A 23,903-nucleotide genomic window follows, 5' to 3' on the forward strand; every position below is an offset into this window, starting at 1 on the left:
ATTCTACGTAGTTCTCTGGTAGTTAGTTAAGTTTACACAAATTGATTTACAACTTCACTAAAACTGTGCCATAAAAGATCCCCCAACCCCCTTAAAAAGGGGGGCGAAGAAATGGTCTAGCTTTCACATTTTGAAAGAGAGTGTAGGGTGGGTATTGCCCACTCACAATAAAACTTGCCATAGAAGATCCCCCAACCCCCCTTTTTAAGGGGGGCTAAGAATGGTCTGACTTTCACATTTTGAAAGAGAGTGTAGAGTGGGCATTGCCCACTCACAATAAAACTTGCTTATCTATATTAAAACTATGTAATAAATCAGTTTTTATTGCAGTCAAATATTAGAGATAAATAATTAACGTCACAGGTTATCGTCAGACAATGCTTTTATTTGGAAAAAACCCTTTAAATCAATACCAACAAAATTCTAGTCAGAATGATAGCGATCGCCTCATTTTTAACTGGTTTAAAGATATCGGCTTGCGGGAATCATTATTGCTATCAATTTATGCGTTTGGCTTAACTTCAGTCATTTATCTTACTTGCCAAAATAACCGACCTTCATTCGCATCATCAAGTGTTATCAAACAAGATATTCCGGTGGAAAATTTAGAGTTTACTGGTACAGTTTATCCAGCCAAAAAAATGAAGGTTTCTGCTAGTACAGCAGCAATTGTAAAAGAAGTCTATATCGATATTGGCGATCGCATTCAGTCTAATCAACCAATATTAAAATTGGAAAGTCTAGCAAATAGACAAAAGCTCGATCGGTTACGACAGGAGCGATTTGACGCTAATCTAGAAATTGAAAAAGCTCGGCAACAGCGGGAGGATGTGATTCAGGAAATAGCGCAGTTCCATCAGCAAGCATCGCTTATCAAGCGTAAAATCAGTACGATTGGAAAGCTATTTGACACAGAAATACATCTGAGTAAGACTGAATTAAATTTACAATTATGGCAACAACAGCAAGATGTTGTCCAAAAAGCTAAAGGCATATACCTAAGAGCAGCAATGCAGCACGATCGCCTCAAAAAATTAGCTAGTCAGGGTGCAGTATCCTCAAGTGAAATAGAGCGATCGCAAGCTAAGTTAGCTACCGCTAAAACAAATTTAGTTAAAGCAGAAACAGGCGCAATCCTACAAGAAATTGAGCAACAACAACGCCGACAGTGGCAACTTCGCAAACAACTAACGCTACTCGAACACCAACAACAACTTGCTGCGATCGAAGGACAGATACAACTTGCTCGTTCGCAGTCTCGTCAAGCAACTCAGAGGCTAAATCTGCTTCACCAGCAGCGCTCTTTGTTACCAAAAGAATCAGATCTCACAGAATCGTTTCCAGTCACGGCTAAAGCAACAGGCGTTGTTGTCAATTTGCCCGTAGTTGTAGGCGATCGCATCTACGCAGGTAGAAGTTTAGTAGAATTAGCGCAATTAAAATCTTTAAAAGTACGAGTTTCTGTTAGTACTAGTTTAATTAATACATTACGTTTAGGACAAAGAGCAGTCGTGCAACTAGGCAAAGCAGCTGAAGCCCGACAATTTGAGGCAATAGTCGTGACAATTAATCCGATTCCAGAGCAAGATCGGACTCATATAGTCGAGGTACAATTTCAAAACCCGCAGGAAGCTTTATTAGTCGGTCAAACTGCAAAAGTTCGCTTTGTTGCAGAAGAATAGAGCGCTAAGGACAACGTGGATGATATCCTCCGTAAACGCAAATATAAGCAATCTGCTGGGCATCTAAATTTTTCACCTGGCTAAAATTTACACCCTGCACTAGTGCTGCTTGAGTATATTCTGGTGGCGTGGCAATGAAGCGATCGCTTGATGCCGGAGGTTGAGGACTAAACAGGATCGTCCCCTGGAAGTCAGCTCCTGCTAAATTTGCTCCGCGCAAATCTGCCATTCGCAAATCTGCCTGACGCAGGTTGATATTTTGCATTTGGGCATGACTTAAATTACTGCTACTGAGACGCGCTAGGCTCAAGTCAGCATGACTGAGATTGGATTTACTCAGATCCGCACTCGATAAATCTGCCCCCTGCCAATTCGATTTGGTCAAATTAGCTGACTGCAAGCGCGTGCCTAAAGCGCTGACGCGGCTCAAACGAGCGGCGTGTAAATTAACATCAGACAAATTTGCCGTACTTAAGTTCGCTCCTGTCAAGCTAGCATCTACGAGAGTTGCTGCTTGTAAATTAGCCCCTACGAGTTGGGCGCTACTGAGATTAGCATGACCGAGACTAGCAGCAGATAAATTGGCTTGGTTGAGATTTGCCTGCATCAGCTCGATCCGTTCCATCGGTACGCGGCTGAGATTAGCTTTAGTTAGGTTAGCACCCTTCATCTGGGCATGGTTCAAATTGGCGATCGCGTCGTCAAAAGTATCCCAGTGCCGATCTGCCCCAGCGTCACGCCACTGGCTGGCTGGTAAACTAGCACGGTTCAGATTAGCGCCTTTGAATACTACGCCAGCAAAATTGACTCGTTCTAGCTCTAGAGTAAAAGCCCGATCTTGACTGGTGCTAGGAGCGAGATTAACGCGGCTCAAATCTATGCCCTGTAACCTACCACCATAAACTGCCAGAATTTTAGCGATCGCCTGTTGAGTGGCTTGCAATTGTTGCGTCCGTTTAGCTAATTCGGTAGGGCTACTACTATAACGTCCGGCAGCTATTTCATTTGCGATCGATTGATTCAAGCGCTGTAAGTATGGCAAAGCAGCGGAACCAGAACTAACCAAAGCTTGCTGTACTGTGCCGATAATCTCGTGGCGTTGCTCTTGTCCGAGCAGATCGACAAGTAACTGAAGTACCTGCGGATCGCCAATCGTACCCAAAGCCAAAATTGCCCTTTGGCGATCGCTCAGGGTAGTGCCACGAGCATCTAGGTGTTGAATTAGAGTGAGAAACTGCGTGCTTTTATTCTCTGCTAACTGCCGCTGGTATTTTTGCGCTTGAATGTAGATTTGAATTCCAATCAAGGTTCCTAATACTGCCACCATGCAGGACAAAAAAGCTAAAAATAGTAACACATTAGGATGTTGGCGCATCAATTGCCACCAACTACGCCGCACTTTTGGTTTAGTGGTGACAGATTTACCAACTGATGGCTGAGGCTGTAACCGAGGCGAAGGACTACTATAAAGCCCCCTACTCCCCGCTCCCTGCTCCCTACTCCCTATTAACTGTTTCGCTCTAGTCCCAGGCAAAATAGTCATAGCGCGATTGGCATCTACCACGTAAGTGCCTGCAATTAAATCGTGCCAACAGCGACGCTGACGGTGAAAACGGGCAGTCATGCCTTCACCTAGTACGAAGAAACAAGACAAGCCGAAAAATATGCCCAAATGAGGAAAAGCCGTCGCCCGCCACATAATATAGGCTACGGAGAGTGGTAAGCCCCACATTCCCAAAGCTTCTCGGATCGCGATCCGCGATAGACCTGGAACCGTGCCAGCAGCAGAAACAACCCGTACCCCCAACCAGCGCTTGGGTAGAGTACTGCCTGTTTTTCCCAGCAAATACAGCTGCCATCCCCCTACTAACAAAGGAGTGACGACAGCGACAGACCAAAATATATTCGTCAGGGGTGTGACGAGACGGCGATCGCTCGGCTCGGTGGATATAGTTAGGGTACTGGCGATCGCTTTTTGAGTGAGGGCGACCACTGGATTTGGGGTAACTTGCTCCCCCGATGGCTCTAATTTTGCTTGTTCTCCCAAGCTATAGGGTATCAGTCCGCTGAGTGCAACGAGCGATACTTCTACTGCCCACGCGGCAAAGCGTCTAGTTGCTAATGGTAGCGGTTTGCTTTTCGCCTGCACCGAACGACGAGCGCGATTGGCATTTCTCCTCACACTTGAATTCGCCATCTTAATAGTTCCCCTTATCTTTGTTTTCACTCCTCGATCGCGGGCATCAAGCTATCGGTTATTTGTTTCAGCTCGACTGACAAAAAACCGATATCCCACATACAACACCAATGCCAGCACTCCTAAGCTGATGACAGCTGCTACTAGGTTTAGCACCGCTCTGAGAATTGCAATTCCAAATACAGCTCCAACACTTATGACTATAAGCTTGCTGACGCTCGATAGATTACGAAACCAGTTAAAAAACTGTCCCAAAGGCGATGGCTCGCTAGCAGCGATTTTTGTCTCTTGTATTATTTGAGGTGTTGCAGGCTGCGGTCTTGTCACCTCCGCAGATGCAGAATTAGCTTCTCTTTCTAGTTGTTCTAAGCGTTGTTGCAAATCTCGATCTGATTGAGGATTCATATGCTTTTACCAAAAAGTAAGAGAGTGGTGAGCGGTTACAAGTCACGAGTCACCAGTCACATGTCGGAAGCATCTAGCCACCAGCCACTAGTCACTGCTCACTGCTCACTGTTATTAGGGCGATTGTAGCTAATGCAAAGCACAACTACACACTGACTTGGATAGGAAAACTTGACAAACAACTATATATGTTTGTTATGAATGGTTTTCCGCCCAAAAAATGGAGAAATTACGCAAGTTTTTGAGAAAATTCAATTGTTATAATTAGATTCAATAGCAGTTCAACCGTCTCTGTAAATTAATTGCAAATTACAGCTATAACTCTATCGGAAGATGCAGATTTAGCGGCGGAGGTTATGAGGTAGTAACAGATTCAGCCTTGTGATAGTTGCAGTAGATTCAAGCATTTGATTCTCGAAAAGCAAATAAATGACCTGCATTTCAGGTGGTTTAAACCTAGTAATTTAAAGTCCGTAATGGATAAATAAAATGACAAAGCAAGCTACTATGTACAAGTTAATAAAGTGGAATATACTACCTTCCGTTTTAATTATGAGTTGTGCGACCGCAGCTACAACTTTCGCTCAGGAAGCAGTGGTAAAAGTTCCCCCCCAATTAGAAGCAGACCCCTTAGTTGTTAAAGGTAGATCTGGAGGAGAAAAAAACAGCGATTGCGGTAACATCAGTACGACTCCCAGTCAGGTGCTACAAGTACCAGAACCTTTACCATATCTCAAGCTACAAGTACAGAGCGAAGGAGAACCTACACTACTGATTGAAGGACCAGGAAAACGACGTTTTTGCGTACTGGCAGATACAGCAGCAGGAGAAGCTCCCGAAATATCAGGTTACTGGGAAGCAGGAAAATACTCGCTATACGTTGGCGATCGCACTCAAGGACAATATCCCTATACCCTTTCAATCTCTCAGAAAAAAGGTGAATAGATTTGTCATTCGTCATTTGTCATTGGTTAACACTGCACTCACGACCAATGACAACTGATAACTTTGTACAGGCGTTACATGTAACGTCTCTACACTGACAACTGAATTATCACTCTTCCGAGCTGGCTGCGACTTCCACGGCTTGCACGTCAATCGTCCCTGGAGGTGTTAAGCGACTCAACTTGCCTTGCTCTACTTTCAAGAGTTCGCCACAACTAGGACACTGAAGTTGGGTACGATTGAGTGCTGCTAGTTCGTAGCTACACACCGGACATTCAGACTGAACGAGGTTGCGTTGCAGCCACCAGCGAAACCAGACGAATGCGATCGCGGGAGCCAACAACAGCAGTCCCATTAAAATTAGAAATGAGTTGACCAACCAGCCAAGACCTACCGCACCCAATAACCAGATGAAGAGGAATAGGGTGAGCCAACCGGAGAGGCGGGAAAAACTAAGTTGAAAAGACTTGAGGCTCATGTTCTTTCTATTAAGCTGCTCTGCCTCTAGGATAGCTAGGGGTCGGGAGTTTTAGGGGCGGGTTTTCAGCACACCTATCGAAGAGCAAACAATTCTACGGTTAAACCCGCCCGTACAGGGGAGTAGGAGAATTGTAAAAAATTTGTCATTAATTACACAATACCAATTACCCTGCGCGATTTATGTCTTAACTTCTTGGCGGTTTTTATCGCTTTTTACAATTAGTAAGCAGTTTCTGCCGTCAGCAGCCCGTTCGTATACGACTCGGTCTGCTAAGCGCCGCAATAGAAACCAGCCATAGCCTCCTTCTTGTAAGGTTCCTGGTTTAGGTTCGGCAATTGCATCGGGGTTAAAAGGCTGACCCCGATCCCAAATTCTAATCTCAATGCGATCGCTCCATAATAACAGATCGATATCTATTGCCGTTTCTCGCGGTAGGGCTTGATGGGCGTGTCTGACCGCATTCGTAAATCCTTCTGCTAAAGCTAAATTTAAGCGATATAGTTGACCCTCAGACCAAGGTATTTGACCGCTATGTTGAAGACAAAAATCTTCAAACCAGTCTTGTACCTGGTTCAGTAACTTTAAATCGCTACACACCCTCAGATGATTTTGCTCCAACATGCCACGGCTTGACCGCGATCCGATGTTAATTGCTTGCCAACTCAATAAATGTTTACTTATTCTTTTTTTATTCTGTAATCGCGACTACTATCAAGTCTCTGTAACTAAAATTGACACCTGTTAACGTTTCTCATTCGGTAGATCCACTTTTTGAGAAACCCACAGGTGTCAAGACAAATCTGTACTTAATACACTTGATTAAGTGCAGAACTGAACAATTAGAACAGACCGAAAGTGAAAGATTTGTCAATCGGGAAAGCAGCACCAATACCGAGCCACAAGGTAACTAAAGTTCCAACTAAAAACACAGTTGTTGCGACTGGACGGCGGAAGGGATTTTGGAACTTATTGACACTCTCAATAAATGGAACCAGAATTAACCCCAGTGGTACGGAAGCCATCAGCACGACTCCCAATAATTTATTGGGGACTGACCGCAGAATTTGGAATACTGGGTATAAATACCACTCAGGTAAAATTTCCAGAGGCGTAGCGAAAGGATTTGCTGGTTCGCCTACCATTGCTGGGTCTAGTACGGACAAAGCGACTATACAAGCACCCGTTCCCAAAATTACCACAGGGAAAATATAGAGCAAGTCGTTAGGCCAAGCAGGTTCGCCATAATAATTATGACCCATGCCCTTAGCCAGCTTGGCACGTAATTGAGGGTCGCTCAGGTCTGGTTTTTTTAGTGTTCCCATCTTTAAAGTTGTTCTCCTTTGTTTCAGTTATCAGTTATCGGTTAACAGTTAACAGTGACAACTGATAGCTGTTAACTGCTAACTGTAATTACAACGGACCAGAAATACCTTGCTTGCGGATCATCAAGAAATGCAGCAGCATGAAGACAGCGATCGCCCAAGGTAAGACAAAGGTATGAGCGCTGTAGTAGCGAGTTAGCGTTGCTTGACCTACACTCGAACCGCCGCGCAACAAGTCAGCAATGAGAGTACCGACGACTGGAATCGCTTCTGGTACACCACTAACGATTTTTACCGCCCAATAGCCGACCTGATCCCAAGGTAAGGAGTAACCCGTTACACCAAAGGAAACGGTAATTACTGCCAAAATTACGCCTGTTACCCATGTCAGTTCGCGGGGCTTTTTGAAACCGCCAGTTAAGTAAACTCTGAATGTATGCAAGATCATCATCAGCACCATCATGCTGGCTGACCAGCGGTGAATGGAGCGGATCAACCAGCCGAAGTTTACATCCGTCATGAGGTACTGTACGGAAGCATAAGCTTCAGTTACAGTCGGTTTGTAATAAAAAGTCATGGCGAATCCAGTCGCAAACTGGATTAAAAAGCAAACCAGGGTGATACCACCGAGACAGTAAAAAATATTGACGTGTGGGGGGACGTACTTACTGGTTACATCTTCAGCAAGAGCCTGGATCTCCAAGCGCTCCTCAAACCAGTTGTATGCTTTTGAATCAGTTACCTGTTTACTAAACATCAACCAAAAGTTCCTAAAAATGGATTGCGTCTGTTCAAATTCCCGATTGTCTTTGCAGGGATCGTCTTTTCAAGGTTTCTTAATGGCTGGAAATCCAGTCATTTCGATCTTAATCGCGATCGCGAACAATTTGCTCGTCCAGACTGCATCAGATTCTATAAAAAAAGTAACATAGTCGAGAGGACAGTTGGAAGAAGTCGGAAGTCGGAAGTCGGAAGTCGGAAGTCAGAATTTACTTGCTCCCTACTCCCTGTCCCCTGTTCCCTAGTTCCACTGATAACTGAGTAACTGATAACTGATGATGTCAAAGCGAATTTTCCAGATCGGAGTTTTGTTGGTCATGCCAATTCTGCTAGCGTTGAGTATTTGGACTCAGCCAGCTACCGCCATCACGGAAGAGCAGAGAGTGGTAGTAGAAGCATGGCGAATTGTCAATCGCGCCTATCTGGACGATACGTTTAACCATCAAAATTGGTCGGCAGTACGGCAACAAGCACTCAAACAACCCCTTGACAACCCAGAGTCAGCATATACAACAGTCGAGAAAATGCTGGCAAGTTTGAACGAGCCCTTTACTCGCTTTTTACGACCAGAACAGTATCGTAGTTTACAAGTTAATACTTCTGGCGAACTGACGGGTGTAGGACTGCAAATTGCCCTCAATTCCAAAACAGGACAGTTAGAGGTCGTAGCACCAATTGCTGGTTCTCCAGCGGAAAAAGCAGGTATTCAATCTCGCGATCGCATTCTCAAAATCGATGGTATCCCGACTACCCAATTAACTCTTGATGAAGCAGCAGCCAAAATGCGGGGTCCGGCAGGTAGTAAAGTCCTGCTGATAGTAGAACGGGATGGTTCGCCAAAAGAAATCCAAGTAGCCCGCGATCGCATTGCCGTCAATCCCGTAGTTGCCCAACTCCAAACCTCACCTAGCGGAGCAGAGATCGGCTACATACGCCTGATTCAATTTAATGCCAACGCCACAGCAGAAGTTGCCCACGCGATCGCCAATTTAGAAAAACAAGGTGCTGACGCATACATTTTGGATTTACGCAATAATCCTGGAGGCTTATTGCAATCGGGAATTGAAATTGCCCGTCTGTGGTTAGATGAAGGCACAATCGTCTATACGGTTAACCGCCAAGGTATCCAAGGAAATTTTGAAGCTTTTGGCTCGGCATTAACTCACGACCCCCTAGTCGTCTTAGTCGATCGCGGTACGGCTAGCGCCAGTGAAATTCTCGCTGGAGCGCTGCAAGACAACAGACGAGCAAAAATTGTTGGTGAAAAGACGTTTGGTAAAGGCTTAATTCAATCTTTGTTTGAACTATCGGATGGCTCGGGTATGGCTGTTACCGTTGCCAAATACGAAACCCCAAATCATCGAGACATTCACAAGCAGGGCATTGTCCCAGATCTTAACGTAGCAACCGATCGCCTCAGTCGCGACCAAATCGCCACGGCAGCAGATCCACAATATTTAGCAGCAGTAGAATTATTGGACAATACATCAACAATTGCTAAAAGTGACAAGTGATTTGTTGGTAGTTGGTAGTTGGTAGTTGGTTGACGATTGACTGCTCGTGCGCTCCCTGCTCCCCGATCGCTGATAATAAAGCAGAAGTTGTTAAGCGATCGTGTATGTTGCGACAAGTATCTTTAGGAAAGCTAGGTTTAGTTGTTGGTGGTTTAATTACAATTGTGGGATTCGTTGCCTATTTTATTGATAATCCCACACTCAACCTTGTGGGTTTTTTTTATGGCATTCCCCTTTTATTAGGAGGTTTAGCTTTGACGGCAGCGGAACTGAAGCCAGTGCCATACACTCAACCAACTTCCCCTGAAGTAGTTGCTTTGCGCCAACAGCAAGCTACAGCAACTCAAAATCAAGTCCGTCAGGATATTACCCGCTATCGTTACGGTCAGTCAGCTCATTTAGATACAGCGTTAGAACGGCTGGGACTTGCGCCAACGGATGAAGAAAGACCGATTGTTAAGGGCGTGCGAGAAACGCAAATCGATGGTGCTTATGGGTTAATTTTAGAATTTGATTCTCCTTTCGTGACACTGGAACAGTGGCAAAAAAAACAAGACAAAATGGAAAGTTTTTTTGGTCCTGGGATACGTATTGAAGTCACACAACCTACTGAAGATGAGATTGAAATAGCAATGATTGCGGCTTCTAGTCAAGGGACTTCCAGCTAGGTGTTAGAACAGTAACTAACATAATATTTAGCAGGAAGCGATCGAATGCTTGAAGGAATGACGGATGCTATTAACTCTTTTGGATATCTGGGCATCTTCCTGCTAGTCTTAATCGCTCCAACTCCTCCAGAAATTGTTTTACCCTTCGCGGGCTTTTTAGCTGCACAAGGCAAGCTCAGCTTGCCACACGCGATTTTAGCTGGAGTTTTGGGTTGTACTCTATCAATCGTACCTTGGTACTTAGCAGGTAAATACTTGGGCGAACGGCGCTTGAAAGTATTTGCTAGGCGCAACCGTAAGTGGTTAAAACTGTCCTTTGGAGAAATAGAGCGAGCCAAACAATGGTTCGATCGCCACGGTGGGAAAACAGTCTTTTTTAGTCGCCCCATCCCCAGCGTCCGCACGTTAATTGCGCTACCAGCAGGTATCAGTGGAATGAGATTGCTACCATTCTTATTCCATGTCATATCTGGTGAGGCAATCTGGCAAACTGCCTTAGCTTACGCTGGATACCTGCTTGGTAGGCGTTATGAAATTGTCGTTTGGTATACTGCCCCCATTGCCAGAATTTCAATTGCTGTACTACTGTTAGTACTTCTGTTCTGGTTAATTAGGCATAATAGATCGAATAGTTAAACTGCGGTGACGTTAAGCTAGTTTACCAGCGCGATCGCCTGCCAAACACTTACACCCAGCTCCCTACTCCCTACTCCCTGCTCCCTGATGTAGCAGAAATTTGTTGCAAGAAAAACTCTTCCAAAGAAGGACGAGACAAATTCATGCCAACGATCTGCCCGCCGAGAGAACGTAACTTTGCCAGAAAATCGTAGGGCTCGCCGCTAAGTTCGCCTTTCCAAGTTCCATCAGCTTCTACTTGCAAATTAGTTAACCATTGGCGGAGTATTTCTACATCACCACCTTTGCCTTTGACATGATAAGCATCAGTCGTTCCCAATAATTCATCCAGGGAACCGCTACAAATTAAATGTCCTTGGGATAAGATGGCAACGCGATCGCAAATTTGCTCGACTTCAGACAAGATATGACTGTTGAAAAAAATAGTCTTGCCTTGAGCTTTGAGAGAAAGAATAATCTGTCGCATCTGGTAGCGTCCTAACGGATCTAAACCAGACATCGGCTCGTCTAAAAACACTAATTCAGGGTCATTGATCAAAGCTTGTGCCATCCCTACCCGCTGCACCATACCCTTAGAATATTGGCGGAGTTGCTTTTTGCGGGCAGCAATTAAAGGCAGTCCGACTAATTCCAGCAGTTGAGGAATGCGCTGACGTTGAACGCTGCGGGGAATTTGAAACAGTCCCGCTGCCATTTCTAAAACTTCCCAACCAGTTAGATAGTCGTAGTAATAAGCATTTTCTGGTAGATAGCCGATGCGTTGTTTGATTGGGCGATCGCCTAAAGGTTGACCTAATAATAAACCTTGTCCGCTCGTGGGGCGAAGAATACCCAATAATAATTTTAATAGCGTTGTTTTACCCGCTCCATTGGGACCTAAAAGACCAAAAGTTTCGCCCCGATATACCGTTAGAGAGCAACCTTTGAGCGAGGGAATTTTCTGATTCATCCAAAAGCCAGTACGGTAAACTTTTCGCAACTGAGAAGTTTGAATGACTGCTGGGCGCTCGGAAGGATTAGATTCAAAAGTAGGCGAATCAGTAGTAACAGTCTTCATCGCGTCAAACTACCTTTGCTCCAAACAAAAATGACAACAGTTATTATGGCTCACTCGATCGCCCAATGCCGACAGCAATCGCACCTATTTCTTTCTAGTTAAGGCTTGGTTTGGCAGCAAGACAAGGGAGAGGGGGGAGACAAGAGAGAGGGGGGAGACAAGGGAGAGGGGGGAGACAAGGGAGAGGGGGAGACAAGGGAGAGGGGAGAGACAAGGGAGAGGGGGAAGACAAGGGAGAGGGGGGAGACAAGGGAGAGGGGGGAGACAAGGGAGACAAGGGAGAGGGGGGAGAAGAGAGTTAAGTATGGGTAAAAATGCCAGATTATATATAAGTAGTAAAAAAAATTAACTTTTGAGGCAATTCATGAACCGCTCGAAAATCGTTGCTATCATCACAGGGGCAATTTCAATCCTACTGGCGATCGCCTATCTCCTCCTCGTACAACTACTAGACTTTCGTGGCGAAATGCAACCAGCACCAGTCAGTCAGTTGTCAGTTGTCAGTTATCAGTTGTCAGTGGTAGTTGTCAGTGGTAGTTGGTAGTTGGTAGTTGTCCCCCTTGTCCCCCTTGTCCCCTTGTCCCCCTCAGCTCTCTTCTCTCCCTTGTCCCCCTTGTCCCCCTTGTCCCCCTCAGCTCTCTTCTCTCCCTTGTCTCCCAATTAACGGGGATAATGCTCAAATAGATAACTCTCAGCCTCCGTGCGATCGCGGATAATTCCATCTAAAGTGGCAGCAAGTAGATCGTCGAGAATTTGACGATATTGAGGTCCTGGTTTGTATCCCAGTTGTTTCAAGTCGTGACCGCTTAATAGTGGTTGGACGTTAGCCCACTGAGTGACGTATTGCCAGACAAGCGATCGCACTGGGCGAGGACTGCGTAGAGCAATTAAAATTAGCATCGGTAGGTCGTACTGCCGCAACAAGTCAAATACTTGACTGGGTAGCCGACAGGAAGGCAAAGCTGTTAAGACTCGCTCTTGTGCCTGTTGTAAGTGGCGCAAGCGATAGATACTGTCATCGGGTAATTGTAAATTTTGGGCAACGCGATCGCGGTATTCTGGGGCAAGATATGCAATGAGAACCTCTAGACGTAACAGCCAAGGAGGGATAGGAACATTTTGACTTTTAACTTTTGACTTTTGACTTTCTCGATTAAATCGTCTCAAACAACGTTCTAAAAACCGCAACTGCTGCCAAAGAGTTTTATCCAGTTTCAAAGTTTCATGCAGGCATTGCAAAGCATCTAAATCTCCCAGTAAACTTAATGCTGCTTGCCAGTAGGGTGCTTGCAAAATGTATTTCAGCTCGTTTTTCAATCGCGTTTGTAAAGCAGGCGCTCTGGAATTATTGCCTTGGGTACGCTTGTAAACCCCGCTGTCAATGGCATAGCGAATATAATTTTCCGTCTGAGGTTCGATCGCAAATTCTAAACGTACGGCAAAGCGGACGGCACGATAAATCCGAGTCGGGTCTTCAATAAAGCTGTTGGCGTGTAAAACCCGAATTTGCTTTGCCTGTAAATCGAGCAATCCACCAAAGAAATCTAACATTTCCCCTGCTCTTGGTGGTGTCAAACGGACGGCAAGGGAATTAATTGTAAAGTCGCGTCGATATAAGTCTTGGCGAATGGAACTCGCTTCTACTTCAGGATTGGCAGCAGGATAGGGATAAAATTCCGTGCGTGCAGTGGCAATATCAATCCAAAGAGAGCCGAAAATAGGGTCTTTGTGCCACAACAATGCTGCTGTTTGAAATGCCCCATGAATTTCGAGACGAGCAGCAGGGTAAAGTTGCTGAAGGGCGCGAGCTAACTCCACTCCCGCGCCTACATCAGCAGTGCGATGAAAGCCATCTACAACTAGATCGATATCTTGTAGATACAGGGGTGCTGCACCGTTCTGTTTTGCCAACAGTAAATCGCGCACTCCTCCCCCAACCAAATACAAGTGCCAACCTCGCTGTTCTGCCTGAGCAGAGGCTTGAGTCAGCAGTTCCCAAAAAGGTGCGGCGAGGCGATCGCTCAACAATCTCAAGAATGCCGCAGGTGGAATAATCCCAACAGCATTCCCTCTTACCCCTAGCTCCTCGCTCCTCGCTCCTTCCTGATGCAATTCCCGCAGTACGTCGGTACGGGTGACGATGCCACGCAATTCTCCGTCTTGCAACACTGGCAAGCGTCCGATATCATATGTCACCATCAACGCTTGAATTTCTGGCAGAGTCGTTTCTGGAGTAATAGTCTTGATATTTGTCGTCATATACCCCTTGGCGGGTGCGTGACTGAAGCCGTGGTGCAGGGCAATATCAATATCGCGACGAGAAATAATTCCTACCAACTTGCCCGTAGGATCGACCACAGACAATCCAGAGTGACCGTAACGCAGCAAAATCCGCTGTGCCTCGGCAATCGTCGTATCTGGGCGGATCGTGCGGACGGGGGATGACATTAATTCCCTAGCTGTCGGCGGATGGGGAATCGTAGCTTTGAGTCGTTCGACCAATTGTTGTAAAGTTACCTGCCCATCGACACCCCGTAACGAGAGAGACGCAGCTTGAGAATGTCCCCCACCACCGAGGGGCTGAAACAATTCATTCAGATTTGTGCCAGGAATTTGCGATCGCCCAATAACTGTCAGCCTTTCTTCGCCACTATCTCCCAAAGCATACCTTGCCCCCAGTAGGACGGCATCGCTTTCGGTCAATTCCATTAGTCGCGCTGCCAAGCTAGATAATCCAGATACATAACCTGGAGTTTTTAGCAAGACCCAAGCGACTGTATATCCTCGCAAGCGATCGCAGTGGAAGTTATCCAGTGCCTCAGTTAATAACACCTGTAACTGCGGCGAAAACCCAGGATCGATGTAATCCCGCACGACATGCAAGCTAGTTCCTTGCTGCATCAACCATGCTAGAGCCAATGCATCGCGATGGTTGGCTTGGTCAAATGACAGCGATCCCGTATCGACGTGGATGCCTAACGCCATCACAGTTGCTTCAAACGGCGTGATTTCCACCTGCTGAGCTTGTAATTCTTCGACAATTAGCGTCGTCGTCGCTCCCACATCAGCAATATGAGTTGCCGTAGCCGAAATATCGCGATCGATCTCTAAGTGGTGGTCGTAAACAACAATCTGTTCGATTTGGGGCAAATCCAGCCACTCCGCCGCCGCACCCAAGCGATCGCGGTGTTGTGTATCGACGACAATCAGCGATCGAATTTGTTTTGGATTCACAGAACGGCGTTCGATCAATGCATATTCGTCCCGATGCAGTGCCAAAAAATCCTTTACCGCTGGATGACTACCACCCGTCAGCACGATCTTCGCTCCCGCCCACAGCCGCGACAGCCCCACAGCCGCCCCCAGCGCATCAAAATCTGCTGTTGTATGACAAAGAATTAGATCCATGTAGTGCGTGATGAGCAGGGTGTGGGAAATTGGTAGTTGGTAGTTGGTGGTTGGTAATGGGTAATAGGTAATGGGTTGTTATTCTCCTCAGCTCCTTCAGCCCCGATCGCTCCCTCAGCTCTCTTCACCGACTCCCTATATTGTGCCAATTTCTGATAGGTTACATATAGGTTATAAGCAAAATTAGCAAGCTTTAAGCTTAATCTAGATCTATTCTGGTTTGTTGCTGTGTAGGGAGACATACTGATGTTATCTGCTCTGTTTCAATTGGCTTTAGTTGCCCTGGTATTCTTGTCCTTTGCTTTGGTAATTGGCGTTCCCGTGGCTTACGCTACTCCCCAAAATTGGGTGGAATCAAAAAGGCTGCTTTGGATCGGTTCGATCGCCTGGTTCGGTCTAGTGATCGTCATCGGTGTTTTGAACTTTTTGGTCGTATAAGCAACTTGAGGCGATCGCCCTTGTCGATCGTCGCGATTGACAAGTAAGCGATCGCTACTTTGTAGAGACTTACACGTAATGTCTCTACGCTGACAACTGACAACTGACAACTGACAACTGATTTAGTAATGGCAGTTTTCGAGGGAACTTTTACTCAGACAGAACCTTTACGGTTTGCGATCGTCATCGGTCGGTTTAACGATTTAGTGATTGGTAAGCTGTTAGAAGGATGTCAAGATTGCTTGAAACGTCATGGCATCGATCCGAATCCTCACGGCAGTCAAGTCGATTACGCTTACGTCCCTGGTAGTTTTGAAGTGCCAATTGTGGCGCGACAATTAGCATTATCTCATCGCTATGATGCCGTGATCTGTCTTGGAGCAGTCATTCGCGGTCAAACTCCCCATTTCGATTATGTTGCGGGAGAAGTAGCTAAGGGCATTGCTGCGGCAGGATTTCAAACTGGCGTACCAGTCATTTTTGGTATTCTGACTGTAGACTCGATGCAGCAAGCTCTGGAAAGAGCCGGAATTAAGAGCAACAAGGGTTGGGACTACGCCATGAACGCGATTGAGATGGCTAGCTTGATGCGGCAACTACATTCCGATATTACTGTAGAATCCTACAACAATAATTCTCAATCCTTGCCCGCTGCATCGCTGAAAAGTGCCATTGCTAACGAGCGATCGCCAATTACAGAAAGTGGCGAGTGACAATGCAGGAGTGGCAAGTGAAAAATGCTACTCAATACTCTGAAAAATGGTAGGTAGCGTTAGTTATATGCGCTACCTTTTTTGTCTAGTAAAAATCCTCCAATCGAGGTATATCAATAAGTTGAAATTAGGTTAAGTTCGTGGCAGTTGAAGTCTTTGCTTTGAGCCGATCTCCAGCACATATATTGGCATTAAGTTAATGACAAACTATAAGCCAGTAATGTACGCTATCAAACATAAGTTTTCAGTTTGTAGTTCAGACTAAATTAGGTAGCACAAATGCGAGGAAACACAATTGGTATTGAGTTAGAACCAGAAGATATAGAGTTATTGACCAGAATTGAACGGGAAACAGGTAAGTCAATTCACCAACTCACAGGTGAAGCTATTAAAAATACTTATATTAAAAAATCCGATAGCGATGGCGATGGTGGTACTGCACTCTTAGAGGCGATAGACAAAATTGGCAAACAAGTACAGCAAGTCATGGTAGCTGTAGAAAGACAGCGCCAGGAGATCGAGCTATTTTCAGGCAGCTCAAAAAACCACTTGCGACAATCTACCCCCCCCCGCATAGTATTTATACCTAGTACTGAAAGTTAGAAGGGAGAAGTCGTAAGTCGTAAGTCGTAAGTAGAGAATTAACTGCTTCCTGCTCGTGCGCTCCCTGCTCCCCACTCGCTGATAACTGACAACCTCGCAAAAAAAAACTTGACAAACTCAGCCAAATCTGAGACATTAATAAATGCACAGTAAATTGCGGGTATAGCTCAGTGGTAGAGCGCAACCTTGCCAAGGTTGATGTCGCGCGTTCGAATCGCGTTACCCGCTTAAAGTAAATTGAAAAATAGAAGAGAAAAGATTTAGAACGAATAAGTTAATTAAATAATCGCTCTGCCTAGAGTCAAAGCGAATTTTATCTGTTCTAGAATCTCAGATAGGAGGGAAAACCTACTAACCTCGCGTTGCGTTAAGCAACAAGAAGCAATCTAAGTCGAGAGTAAATAACTTGGCATTTGGAAAATGTAATGGAAAGCTGAGAATTATTTGGTTAGACTTAGAAAGTATTATGTAAACTCGTAGGATAGCCACATTTTGGTTCTACGGCGGCTCGTGCAACCTCAAAAGACCCAAAAAATCGATCTGAGTGTAGATTACCCTTGTCCCTGTCGCCGACACGGGCGATTAATTCCGATTACGCTGACAGAAGCGTTTGGTTGCGATCGCTGTCAGCAACTCTTCGTTGTGGAAGAAAACGGGTATGTATTAGAACAATTATCCACTAGCTACCCTTACAAGAGAGCATGGCGCTGGCTGGGCAATCGCTGGAGCGTAGCTAAGCCACGTTTGGGACAGAGCTATCTTCCAGTAGCACTATTAGTAGTGTTTGGGCTGCTAATTTTTTGGTTGCCTTTGGCACTGCGATCGCCACACCATGCCAGTATTCTAGTATGGGCATTAGTAGCAGTACTGCTAGCAGTACTGCCAGCACTAATGGTCTGGCTGATTTACAGACGTTAAGTCGATGACAGGTGACACATCTCATACTCACTCAGGCTTGGTCGCTACTGCTCGTCGCGCCTACGGAGCTTCCCTAAAACTAGGAATTAGTAAGGGAGCAGACCGCAGCCGTGCCGTGCAAAAGATGGCAGAAGCACTCAAGCAATCTTTCGATGACATTTTGGAAGCCAACACTTTGGACTTGGAAGCTAGTCGCGAAATGGCAGTGCCAGAATTAATCGTGGATTGGCTGAAGTTGACTCCCGAACGCCTCCAAGCTGCGGTAGAAATTTTGCAACGTCTGAGCGAACTGTCAGACCCTTTGCGACGGATTAGAAATGCTGACTACCAGCTTGCCGATTCTCAAACTTACTGCCAGCTCATGCCGTTGGGAACGATCGCCTTAGTTTACGAAGCATTTCCAGAACTTGGGGCGATCGCCGCAGGACTGTGTATCAAAACTGGTAACAGCCTCATTCTCAAAGGTGGAGGAGAAGCCAGTCACTCTAATGCTGCTATTGCCAAGGTTCTGCAAATTGCCTTAGAGGAAAGCGGAATGCCTTCCGGTTGTCTGGAAAGAATTGAGACAGAGGAAGGGAGCTTAACACAGGAATTAATTACCCAAGACCAATACATCAACCTTGTCATTCCCTACGGTCGCCCCAGCTTAGTTCAGCAAGTCGTGCGACAGTCCACCGCCCCAGTTTTGAAATCGGCGATGGGGAACTGTTACCTTTACTGGTCGCTATCTGGCAGCATTGAAATGATGCGCTGGACGATTTTAGACAGTCATGCTAGCGAACCCGATCCGGTCAATGCGATCGAGAAAGTCTTGATTCACCGCACCACCAATCCCTCGTCCCTCGTTACCCTGTGGAACAGCTTGCAAGAAAAAGGTTTTCAAGTTAGGGGAGATACCGCATTAGTTGAAGCATTTCCCCAGCTACAACTAGCAAAGGATTCTGAGTGGAGTCAATCATATTTAAACAAAACAGTAGCTTTTAAGGTAGTAGACAACTTAGAAGCAGCCATTTCGTGGATCAATCGTTATAGTAGCGGTCATGCCGACTGCATCGTTACTGAGTCCTATCAAGAAAGCCGTCACTTTGCTTTGCGGGTGAATAGCGCCTCCACTTATATCAACGCCTCCCCGCGCTTTTGCCGCAATCCCGCCCGAGGAGAGTCGATCTTTTTGGGCATGTCAAATCAGAAAGGACACCGCCGAGGACTAATTAGCCCCGAAAGCCTGACGACGGTAAAGCATATCGTGCAGGGGAATAGTAGATTTTAGTGGCTGGTGGCTAGTGGCTAGTGGTTAGCGGTTAGAGACAGATAGAGTGGCTAGTGGCTAGTGGCTAGTGGCTGGTGCTTAGCGGTTAGAGACAGATAGAAATGAAAAGGTAAGCAAGGAGATGGACTACAAGTAGCACTCCAGCTACAACTCTCACTCACATCTGTTAAGGAAGAATTTTATTCACTAGCCGCCAGTCACTAGCTACTAACCACTACTTTTCAGCCAGCTTCACATTTTTAGCCAAGCCAAGAGCTTGTAGCAAGCAGATCGTCATCCAGGTGAGATCGACTTCCCACCACTCTAAGCCGTGTCGGGCAGAGTATTGGAAGGCGTGGTGGTTGTTGTGCCAGCCTTCGCCAAACACCAACAGGGCTACCCACCAACAGTTGGTCGAGCGATCGCCGGATTCATGGCTGCGATAGCCAAATTTATGCGTGGCGCTGTTTACCAACCAGGTGCAGTGGTAGACGAACACGACTCGCACAAAAATTCCCCAGACGACAAATGACCAGCCACCAAGTAATAATAGGACGACACCCAGAGCGATCTGGATGAAAATCATATTTTTTTCTAGAAATTGATAAACTGGATCGCCAGCAATATCTTTTGTAAAACGAGCAAGATCTAATTCAATCGGTCTGCGATAAATTAACCAGCCGATGTGACTCCACCAAAAACCTTTGTTAGAGTCGTGGGGATCGGGTTCGGTATCGGAGTAAAGATGATGGGCGCGGTGCGTCCCTACCCATTCAATCGGTCCTCCTTGACAGGCGAGTGTTCCGCAAAAGACCAAGAAATACTCCAGCCATTTTGGAGTTTGAAAGCTGCGGTGGGTGACAAGACGGTGAAAGCCTAGAGTAACTCCCAAACCGCCAGTGACCCAGTAGAGAAACACGGCAACACCAACTGCTTGCCAGCTGAAGTTGCTAGGGAGTAGAGCAAATAAAGCTCCAAAATGCAAACCAATAAAAAATAGGGTATTGACCCAGTTGATTGTCAGTTTGGTTGGGGTAGCAATCGTCATGCGATAACCTAAATTCAAAAACTAGCGTCCGATCTGCCAGAATCAAAGATCCACCTATTAAGTTAATCTAAAGCGATAAATTTGACGATGAACAGCTACGAACAGCTGCAACTAGCAGAACAGGCACTATCTCCGATTTTTTCTGGAATTGACGCTCAGGTCAAGCAAAATCTTCAACGAGTGCTGAGTGCTTTTCGCCACCAGCGGGTGGGGGCGCATCATTTTGCTTCTGTCAGCGGCTACGGTCACGACGATCTGGGTCGTCAGACGTTAGATCGGGTATTTGCTGAGGTGATGCAAGCAGAAGCAGCCGCAGTGAGAGTCCAGTTTGTCTCTGGAACCCACGCGATCGCCTGTGCTTTGTTCGGTGTATTGCGCCCAGGGGATGAGATGCTGGCGGTTGCAGGTGCGCCCTACGATACGCTGGAAGAAGCGATCGGGCTTAGGGGCAGCGGACAAGGCTCCTTGATAGAGTTTGGCATTAATTATCGCCAAATAGATCTAACCGCAGCCGGAACGATTGATTGGCAGGTGTTAGAAACGGCGGTGCGCGATCGCACCCGTTTAGTCTCGATCCAGCGGTCTTGCGGTTATTCCTGGCGTTCTAGCCTTTCCATTGCCGAGATTGAAAAGATCGTCCACATCGTCAAACAGCAAAACCCGAATACAGTTTGTTTTGTCGATAACTGCTACGGCGAATTTATTGAAGATCGAGAACCTACGGCGGTCGGTGCGGATTTGATGGCGGGGTCTTTGATTAAAAATCCTGGTGGCACGATTGTCACGGCTGGCGGCTATGTCGCAGGGAAAGAAGAGTTCGTAGAAGCAGCTACCTGTCGCCTCACAGCCCCAGGAATTGGTAGTGCTGGCGGGGCGACATTCGACCAGCATCGACTGATGTTTCAGGGACTATTTCTCGCTCCACAAATGGTAGGAGAGGCGATGAAAGGTAATCACCTGACTGCATACGTGTTCGACAAGTTAGGATATTCGGTGAATCCCGCCCCACTGGTTCCGCGTCGAGACACGATTCAAGCAGTTCGATTGGGTTCGCCACAAAAATTAGTGGCTTTTTGTCGGGCAATTCAGCAAAACTCGCCCATCGGTTCTTATCTCGACCCCGTACCCGCCGAAATGCCTGGTTATGAGAGCGAGTTAGTGATGGCTGGGGGGACGTTTATTGATGGCAGTACCTCGGAATTTTCGGCTGATGGTCCTTTACGGGAGCCATACGCGATCTTTTGTCAAGGGGGTACTCATTGGACGCACGTGGCGATCGCCTTAGAAGCTGCGATTGAGGCAGTAGGAGCTGCCGATTAATCTCCAATCGGAGTGTATAGAACGTCTACCCAGTAATTGCTACTTTTATATGTTTGGCTGGGGAAACTGGAGTTACCGTATTTATACACGCCATTATTACCATCAAGAAATTGCAAACCAGAATTGCTCATAGGGCTGGCAAAGTGATTCAGCGTGTAAGCGTAGTTACCTTTTGGAGCGTGATAGGAAGCTACGTAAATCGTATCTGCCGAGATCCGAATTGGCTGGTCGAATTTAAGTTGTTGCCAGCCAGAAGTTGTTTCGGAAACAAACGTACCGCGTGCGACGAGCTGACCCCCAGCAGTCCATAAAGAGCCGACGTGCGTACCAGTGTTAGTCGCGGCTTTGTAGAATCGAATGCCAGTCACAAAGCCTTCTTTCGTGGCTTTAAACTTTACACCTACCTCTATTGCTCTAGAATCAAAAGTGGCAATGGAAGATGGAGCTACAGAATCAGTCCAAATACTCGTTGTTTTAGGTTTGAAGACAACATCTATCCAGTAGTTAGTGCTATTGTATGACTGAGTTGGAAAACCACCGCCGTAACCGTAAATGTATGTACTGTTACTTCCAGCTTCACCATTACGCAGAGCGTGTAAAAACCCATTATCTACCCCAGCATTCTCGAAGAATTTTTCGCTGGCGACATATCGCCCAGAGTTGACGTAATAAGAAGCAATATATATTTGTTTCGCCTTAACTGGTATGGGTGGATAGAATTGTACGGTTTGCCAACCTGGAGCAGGTTGCTGTCCTTCAAAAGCCATGCCCGTACCGAGTAATTCTCCAGTACTAGACCAAAGATGAACGAAGTAACCGCTTTCGTTTGCTACGGCTCGATAAAATCTAATTGCCGATACTTCCCCATCTACATCGCTACGAAACTTTAGACCTAGCTCCACAGGTTTAGTATCTTTGTCTACAACTGCATTTAAAGGTGTAGAGTCAGACCAAATAGAATAACTTGACGGTTCGGCTAGAGAGCGCGGAGCGGCGATCGCCAGTAATGCTGTAATGACACTGACACTCGATAATAATAATCTTTTATACATAGTTTCCCCAGTTTTTTATAATTAATACAAGCATCTACAAACGAACAGCTTAAATCGAATTCAAATTGCTATTTCAACTTAGTTTCACCTACTGCAAACTTTCAAATAATCCGTGATGAATTTGGATTTTTGATTCTGCATAGTTTTCAAAACAAAGCTGTATAACTTTTCAATGAATCACACTGAAGGTGGCATGGACAACACTAGTATGACTCACTTTTAGGAATTATTAAACTAATTCATAAAGTCCACATTTATTCAGTAATTTTACAGATAGAAAAATAAATATATGTTAAAGCTTGGCAAGGTAAATCGATGAGTATCGAAAATTAAATAACGTATGAAAAACTCAAACTCTATCGAATTAATGGAATGAAACTAAATCGTACTGAAGGATGAGAAGAGTAGATTTTGCCACAGCACGACCGCTAATTCTAGTGATGCCGTAATGCAAAATTCCTCGTCCATTATGCGTCATTCTACCCAAACTAAATTGGATTTTAATATTAGAGTTAGTATGGCGATCGAATTGTTCTAATTTCCACATGAATCCACTCCACGCACCAGTCAGGCGTTGTCGCTCTGCATCAGCTACAACTTCTAATATTTCTACCGTTGTCCCATACGGAGTTTCTAGAAGATTGCGGTCAAGATCGAGTGTGATTCCGGCTAAATCAGATAAAGAATTATTACCTAAAAATACGTATTTATTCCCCTCACGTTTGATTTGTAACATAGACGTTCCTATCTTCTTCATGATTAATTTGTGAGAGAGGCTAAGAAATTCTTGATACTCAGTTTTAGAAACACCAAGCCGAGAATCGTAAGGTAGAGGTTGTCCGGCAGAGGTATTTTTGATTAAGCTCGATAACCATTCACTATCGGATTTTTTTTGTAATGCTATTTTAAATTTCTGACTCAGTTCGACCAAACGAATTGGTGGTACAATTTGCATCAAATCGACAGTTGTACGATCGCTAGGGATGAGAGCTTCGACATCATATATGGGAATGTTATATAAGTTGATTTTATTTATCTGAGGAGAAGATTTTATGCTTGTATGTGAAATAGCGATCGCCTTGACAACTGTATTTAGATAAAATAATAATCCCGTTACTAAATAGCAGAGCGAGAGATAAGAGATTTTAACTTTTATTTTCATAGAATTAAGTCATATAACTTCACTATAATAATGAGTTTTAGGTCGGCACGATTAGCGATCGCCTCGGTAATATTGACGAACGCGATCGATCGCACTAAAATTTAAAGTTTAGCCGGATCGACTTATTTTTTTTGTAGAAATAACTCGATTTGATAAATACCTATTTTAGATAGACCGAGTTGAATCTATCAGAAATAACAAAATATCCAGTCAAAGGTTTACAATTCTAATTTTGATGCAATAAATCTATTTTTAGATGCGATCGCGTTGAGAAAACATTAGTAACAATATTTAATCAACTATGC

General features: G+C 45.4%; 26 protein-coding genes and 1 tRNA gene. 14 read left to right on the forward strand and 13 right to left on the reverse strand.

Going from position 1 to position 23,903, the window contains the following annotated elements; all coding sequences use genetic code 11:
* Window positions 1-377 precede the first annotated feature (377 nt).
* Entirely contained in the window at window positions 378-1,682 is a 1,305-nt protein-coding gene (locus M5J74_RS21520) for an efflux RND transporter periplasmic adaptor subunit (RefSeq protein WP_250013109.1), read from the forward strand.
* Between the two features lie 4 nt (window positions 1,683-1,686).
* Here M5J74_RS21520 and M5J74_RS21525 read toward each other — a convergent pair whose 3' ends face one another.
* Window positions 1,687-3,879, reverse strand: a complete 2,193-nt coding sequence (locus M5J74_RS21525) for a pentapeptide repeat-containing protein (protein ID WP_250013110.1) — start codon at window positions 3,877-3,879, stop codon at window positions 1,687-1,689.
* A 51-nt stretch (window positions 3,880-3,930) separates the two neighbouring features.
* Entirely contained in the window at window positions 3,931-4,284 is a 354-nt protein-coding gene (locus tag M5J74_RS21530; RefSeq protein WP_015156067.1) for a hypothetical protein, read from the reverse strand.
* Between the two features lie 489 nt (window positions 4,285-4,773).
* Here M5J74_RS21530 and M5J74_RS21535 point away from each other — a divergent pair, with 489 nt between their 5' ends.
* Complete coding sequence (locus M5J74_RS21535; protein WP_015156068.1) at window positions 4,774-5,229, forward strand: hypothetical protein; 456 nt, start codon at window positions 4,774-4,776, stop codon at window positions 5,227-5,229.
* A 109-nt stretch (window positions 5,230-5,338) separates the two neighbouring features.
* On the opposite strand, the gene M5J74_RS21540 is transcribed toward M5J74_RS21535, so the two are convergent.
* The 4 genes from M5J74_RS21540 to petB form a co-directional block, all read right to left on the reverse strand.
* Window positions 5,339-5,707, reverse strand: a complete 369-nt coding sequence (locus M5J74_RS21540) for a hypothetical protein (RefSeq protein ID WP_015156069.1) — start codon at window positions 5,705-5,707, stop codon at window positions 5,339-5,341.
* A gap of 180 nt (window positions 5,708-5,887) precedes the next feature.
* Complete coding sequence (locus tag M5J74_RS21545; RefSeq protein WP_015156070.1) at window positions 5,888-6,331, reverse strand: anti-sigma regulatory factor; 444 nt, start codon at window positions 6,329-6,331, stop codon at window positions 5,888-5,890.
* A gap of 218 nt (window positions 6,332-6,549) precedes the next feature.
* On the reverse strand, window positions 6,550-7,032 hold the full coding sequence (gene petD, locus M5J74_RS21550) for a cytochrome b6-f complex subunit IV (RefSeq protein ID WP_015156071.1): 483 nt from the start codon (window positions 7,030-7,032) through the stop codon (window positions 6,550-6,552).
* Window positions 7,033-7,120: 88 nt separating this feature from the next.
* Window positions 7,121-7,789 carry a cytochrome b6 gene (petB, locus tag M5J74_RS21555; RefSeq protein WP_015156072.1) on the reverse strand — a complete coding sequence of 223 codons (669 nt, stop codon included), beginning with the start codon at window positions 7,787-7,789 and terminating at the stop codon, window positions 7,121-7,123.
* 301 nt (window positions 7,790-8,090) lie between these two features.
* On the opposite strand from petB, the gene ctpA reads away from it, so the two are divergent.
* The 3 genes from ctpA (at window position 8,091) to M5J74_RS21570 (ending at window position 10,630) form a co-directional block, all read left to right on the forward strand.
* A complete protein-coding gene (ctpA, locus tag M5J74_RS21560) occupies window positions 8,091-9,326 on the forward strand; it encodes a carboxyl-terminal processing protease CtpA (protein WP_199755939.1) in 1,236 nt (411 codons plus the stop codon).
* 104 nt (window positions 9,327-9,430) lie between these two features.
* Window positions 9,431-9,994, forward strand: a complete 564-nt coding sequence (locus M5J74_RS21565) for a DUF2854 domain-containing protein (protein ID WP_041463346.1) — start codon at window positions 9,431-9,433, stop codon at window positions 9,992-9,994.
* A 45-nt stretch (window positions 9,995-10,039) separates the two neighbouring features.
* Window positions 10,040-10,630 carry a DedA family protein gene (locus tag M5J74_RS21570; RefSeq protein WP_015156075.1) on the forward strand — a complete coding sequence of 197 codons (591 nt, stop codon included), beginning with the start codon at window positions 10,040-10,042 and terminating at the stop codon, window positions 10,628-10,630.
* A 70-nt stretch (window positions 10,631-10,700) separates the two neighbouring features.
* Here the strand turns inward: M5J74_RS21570 and M5J74_RS21575 are convergent, their stop codons facing one another.
* Window positions 10,701-11,687 carry an ABC transporter ATP-binding protein gene (locus M5J74_RS21575; RefSeq protein ID WP_015156076.1) on the reverse strand — a complete coding sequence of 329 codons (987 nt, stop codon included), beginning with the start codon at window positions 11,685-11,687 and terminating at the stop codon, window positions 10,701-10,703.
* 105 nt (window positions 11,688-11,792) lie between these two features.
* Between M5J74_RS21575 and M5J74_RS21580 the strand changes: the two genes are divergently transcribed.
* Window positions 11,793-11,999 (forward strand): hypothetical protein, encoded by a 207-nt coding sequence (locus tag M5J74_RS21580; protein WP_250013111.1) that lies wholly within the window; start codon window positions 11,793-11,795, stop codon window positions 11,997-11,999.
* Between the two features lie 52 nt (window positions 12,000-12,051).
* Window positions 12,052-12,231: a hypothetical protein gene (locus M5J74_RS21585; protein WP_250013112.1), complete on the forward strand. Its 180-nt coding sequence runs from the start codon at window positions 12,052-12,054 to the stop codon at window positions 12,229-12,231.
* On the opposite strand, the gene M5J74_RS21590 is transcribed toward M5J74_RS21585, so the two are convergent.
* The 3 genes from M5J74_RS21590 to M5J74_RS21600 are packed head-to-tail and all read right to left on the reverse strand — an operon-like array spanning window position 12,215 to window position 15,337.
* Window positions 12,215-12,367, reverse strand: a complete 153-nt coding sequence (locus M5J74_RS21590; RefSeq protein ID WP_250013113.1) for a hypothetical protein — start codon at window positions 12,365-12,367, stop codon at window positions 12,215-12,217. The genes M5J74_RS21585 and M5J74_RS21590 overlap by 17 nt on opposite strands.
* Window positions 12,348-15,095 carry a CBS domain-containing protein gene (locus tag M5J74_RS21595; protein ID WP_106218426.1) on the reverse strand — a complete coding sequence of 916 codons (2,748 nt, stop codon included), beginning with the start codon at window positions 15,093-15,095 and terminating at the stop codon, window positions 12,348-12,350. The genes M5J74_RS21590 and M5J74_RS21595 overlap by 20 nt, the downstream gene beginning before the upstream one ends.
* Window positions 15,086-15,337 (reverse strand): hypothetical protein, encoded by a 252-nt coding sequence (locus M5J74_RS21600; RefSeq protein ID WP_127022976.1) that lies wholly within the window; start codon window positions 15,335-15,337, stop codon window positions 15,086-15,088. Before M5J74_RS21600 ends, M5J74_RS21595 begins: the two co-directional genes overlap by 10 nt.
* A 4-nt stretch (window positions 15,338-15,341) precedes the next feature.
* On the opposite strand from M5J74_RS21600, the gene psbZ reads away from it, so the two are divergent.
* From psbZ to M5J74_RS21630, 6 genes are all read left to right on the forward strand, one after another.
* Window positions 15,342-15,533 carry a photosystem II reaction center protein PsbZ gene (gene psbZ / locus M5J74_RS21605; RefSeq protein ID WP_015156080.1) on the forward strand — a complete coding sequence of 64 codons (192 nt, stop codon included), beginning with the start codon at window positions 15,342-15,344 and terminating at the stop codon, window positions 15,531-15,533.
* 128 nt (window positions 15,534-15,661) lie between these two features.
* Window positions 15,662-16,246 carry a 6,7-dimethyl-8-ribityllumazine synthase gene (gene ribH / locus M5J74_RS21610; RefSeq protein ID WP_015156081.1) on the forward strand — a complete coding sequence of 195 codons (585 nt, stop codon included), beginning with the start codon at window positions 15,662-15,664 and terminating at the stop codon, window positions 16,244-16,246.
* Window positions 16,247-16,525: 279 nt separating this feature from the next.
* A complete protein-coding gene (locus tag M5J74_RS21615; protein ID WP_250013114.1) occupies window positions 16,526-16,849 on the forward strand; it encodes a hypothetical protein in 324 nt (107 codons plus the stop codon).
* A 156-nt stretch (window positions 16,850-17,005) separates the two neighbouring features.
* Window positions 17,006-17,077, forward strand: a tRNA-Gly gene (locus M5J74_RS21620).
* 282 nt (window positions 17,078-17,359) lie between these two features.
* Window positions 17,360-17,767: a hypothetical protein gene (locus tag M5J74_RS21625; protein WP_015156083.1), complete on the forward strand. Its 408-nt coding sequence runs from the start codon at window positions 17,360-17,362 to the stop codon at window positions 17,765-17,767.
* Window positions 17,768-17,771: 4 nt separating this feature from the next.
* Window positions 17,772-19,037 carry a glutamate-5-semialdehyde dehydrogenase gene (locus M5J74_RS21630; protein WP_015156084.1) on the forward strand — a complete coding sequence of 422 codons (1,266 nt, stop codon included), beginning with the start codon at window positions 17,772-17,774 and terminating at the stop codon, window positions 19,035-19,037.
* A 214-nt stretch (window positions 19,038-19,251) separates the two neighbouring features.
* On the opposite strand, the gene M5J74_RS21635 is transcribed toward M5J74_RS21630, so the two are convergent.
* Window positions 19,252-20,064, reverse strand: coding sequence for an acyl-CoA desaturase (locus M5J74_RS21635; RefSeq protein ID WP_015156085.1), 813 nt, complete (start codon window positions 20,062-20,064; stop codon window positions 19,252-19,254).
* A gap of 87 nt (window positions 20,065-20,151) precedes the next feature.
* Between M5J74_RS21635 and M5J74_RS21640 the strand changes: the two genes are divergently transcribed.
* Window positions 20,152-21,384, forward strand: a complete 1,233-nt coding sequence (locus M5J74_RS21640; protein WP_250013115.1) for a methionine gamma-lyase family protein — start codon at window positions 20,152-20,154, stop codon at window positions 21,382-21,384.
* Here the strand turns inward: M5J74_RS21640 and M5J74_RS21645 are convergent.
* Together M5J74_RS21645 and M5J74_RS21650 are read right to left on the reverse strand one after the other, a co-directional pair.
* A complete protein-coding gene (locus M5J74_RS21645) occupies window positions 21,381-22,436 on the reverse strand; it encodes a DUF4082 domain-containing protein (protein ID WP_015156087.1) in 1,056 nt (351 codons plus the stop codon). The genes M5J74_RS21640 and M5J74_RS21645 overlap by 4 nt on opposite strands.
* Window positions 22,437-22,800: 364 nt before the next feature.
* On the reverse strand, window positions 22,801-23,598 hold the full coding sequence (locus M5J74_RS21650; RefSeq protein ID WP_015156088.1) for a hypothetical protein: 798 nt from the start codon (window positions 23,596-23,598) through the stop codon (window positions 22,801-22,803).
* Window positions 23,599-23,903: the final 305 nt, after the last annotated feature.

This window comes from Chroococcidiopsis sp. CCNUC1 (genome assembly GCF_023546805.1).
In the GTDB taxonomy this organism is placed as follows: domain Bacteria; phylum Cyanobacteriota; class Cyanobacteriia; order Cyanobacteriales; family Chroococcidiopsidaceae; genus Chroococcidiopsis; species Chroococcidiopsis thermalis.

Excerpts from the sequence above, each read along its gene's own strand:
- M5J74_RS21520 (WP_250013109.1), top strand. The coding sequence starts at position 378 with ATGCTTTTATTTGGAAAAAACCCTTTAAATCAATACCAACAAAATTCT.
- M5J74_RS21525 (WP_250013110.1), bottom strand. The coding sequence starts at position 3,879 with ATGGCGAATTCAAGTGTGAGGAGAAATGCCAATCGCGCTCGTCGTTCG.
- M5J74_RS21530 (WP_015156067.1), bottom strand. The coding sequence starts at position 4,284 with ATGAATCCTCAATCAGATCGAGATTTGCAACAACGCTTAGAACAACTA.
- M5J74_RS21535 (WP_015156068.1), top strand. The coding sequence starts at position 4,774 with ATGACAAAGCAAGCTACTATGTACAAGTTAATAAAGTGGAATATACTA.
- M5J74_RS21540 (WP_015156069.1), bottom strand. The coding sequence starts at position 5,707 with ATGAGCCTCAAGTCTTTTCAACTTAGTTTTTCCCGCCTCTCCGGTTGG.
- M5J74_RS21545 (WP_015156070.1), bottom strand. The coding sequence starts at position 6,331 with ATGTTGGAGCAAAATCATCTGAGGGTGTGTAGCGATTTAAAGTTACTG.
- petD (WP_015156071.1), bottom strand. The coding sequence starts at position 7,032 with ATGGGAACACTAAAAAAACCAGACCTGAGCGACCCTCAATTACGTGCC.
- petB (WP_015156072.1), bottom strand. The coding sequence starts at position 7,789 with ATGTTTAGTAAACAGGTAACTGATTCAAAAGCATACAACTGGTTTGAG.
- ctpA (WP_199755939.1), top strand. The coding sequence starts at position 8,091 with ATGTCAAAGCGAATTTTCCAGATCGGAGTTTTGTTGGTCATGCCAATT.
- M5J74_RS21565 (WP_041463346.1), top strand. The coding sequence starts at position 9,431 with ATGTTGCGACAAGTATCTTTAGGAAAGCTAGGTTTAGTTGTTGGTGGT.
- M5J74_RS21570 (WP_015156075.1), top strand. The coding sequence starts at position 10,040 with ATGCTTGAAGGAATGACGGATGCTATTAACTCTTTTGGATATCTGGGC.
- M5J74_RS21575 (WP_015156076.1), bottom strand. The coding sequence starts at position 11,687 with ATGAAGACTGTTACTACTGATTCGCCTACTTTTGAATCTAATCCTTCC.
- M5J74_RS21585 (WP_250013112.1), top strand. The coding sequence starts at position 12,052 with ATGAACCGCTCGAAAATCGTTGCTATCATCACAGGGGCAATTTCAATC.
- M5J74_RS21595 (WP_106218426.1), bottom strand. The coding sequence starts at position 15,095 with ATGGATCTAATTCTTTGTCATACAACAGCAGATTTTGATGCGCTGGGG.
- M5J74_RS21600 (WP_127022976.1), bottom strand. The coding sequence starts at position 15,337 with ATGTCTCCCTACACAGCAACAAACCAGAATAGATCTAGATTAAGCTTA.
- psbZ (WP_015156080.1), top strand. The coding sequence starts at position 15,342 with ATGTTATCTGCTCTGTTTCAATTGGCTTTAGTTGCCCTGGTATTCTTG.
- ribH (WP_015156081.1), top strand. The coding sequence starts at position 15,662 with ATGGCAGTTTTCGAGGGAACTTTTACTCAGACAGAACCTTTACGGTTT.
- M5J74_RS21615 (WP_250013114.1), top strand. The coding sequence starts at position 16,526 with ATGCGAGGAAACACAATTGGTATTGAGTTAGAACCAGAAGATATAGAG.
- M5J74_RS21630 (WP_015156084.1), top strand. The coding sequence starts at position 17,772 with ATGACAGGTGACACATCTCATACTCACTCAGGCTTGGTCGCTACTGCT.
- M5J74_RS21635 (WP_015156085.1), bottom strand. The coding sequence starts at position 20,064 with ATGACGATTGCTACCCCAACCAAACTGACAATCAACTGGGTCAATACC.
- M5J74_RS21640 (WP_250013115.1), top strand. The coding sequence starts at position 20,152 with ATGAACAGCTACGAACAGCTGCAACTAGCAGAACAGGCACTATCTCCG.
- M5J74_RS21645 (WP_015156087.1), bottom strand. The coding sequence starts at position 22,436 with ATGTATAAAAGATTATTATTATCGAGTGTCAGTGTCATTACAGCATTA.
- M5J74_RS21650 (WP_015156088.1), bottom strand. The coding sequence starts at position 23,598 with ATGAAAATAAAAGTTAAAATCTCTTATCTCTCGCTCTGCTATTTAGTA.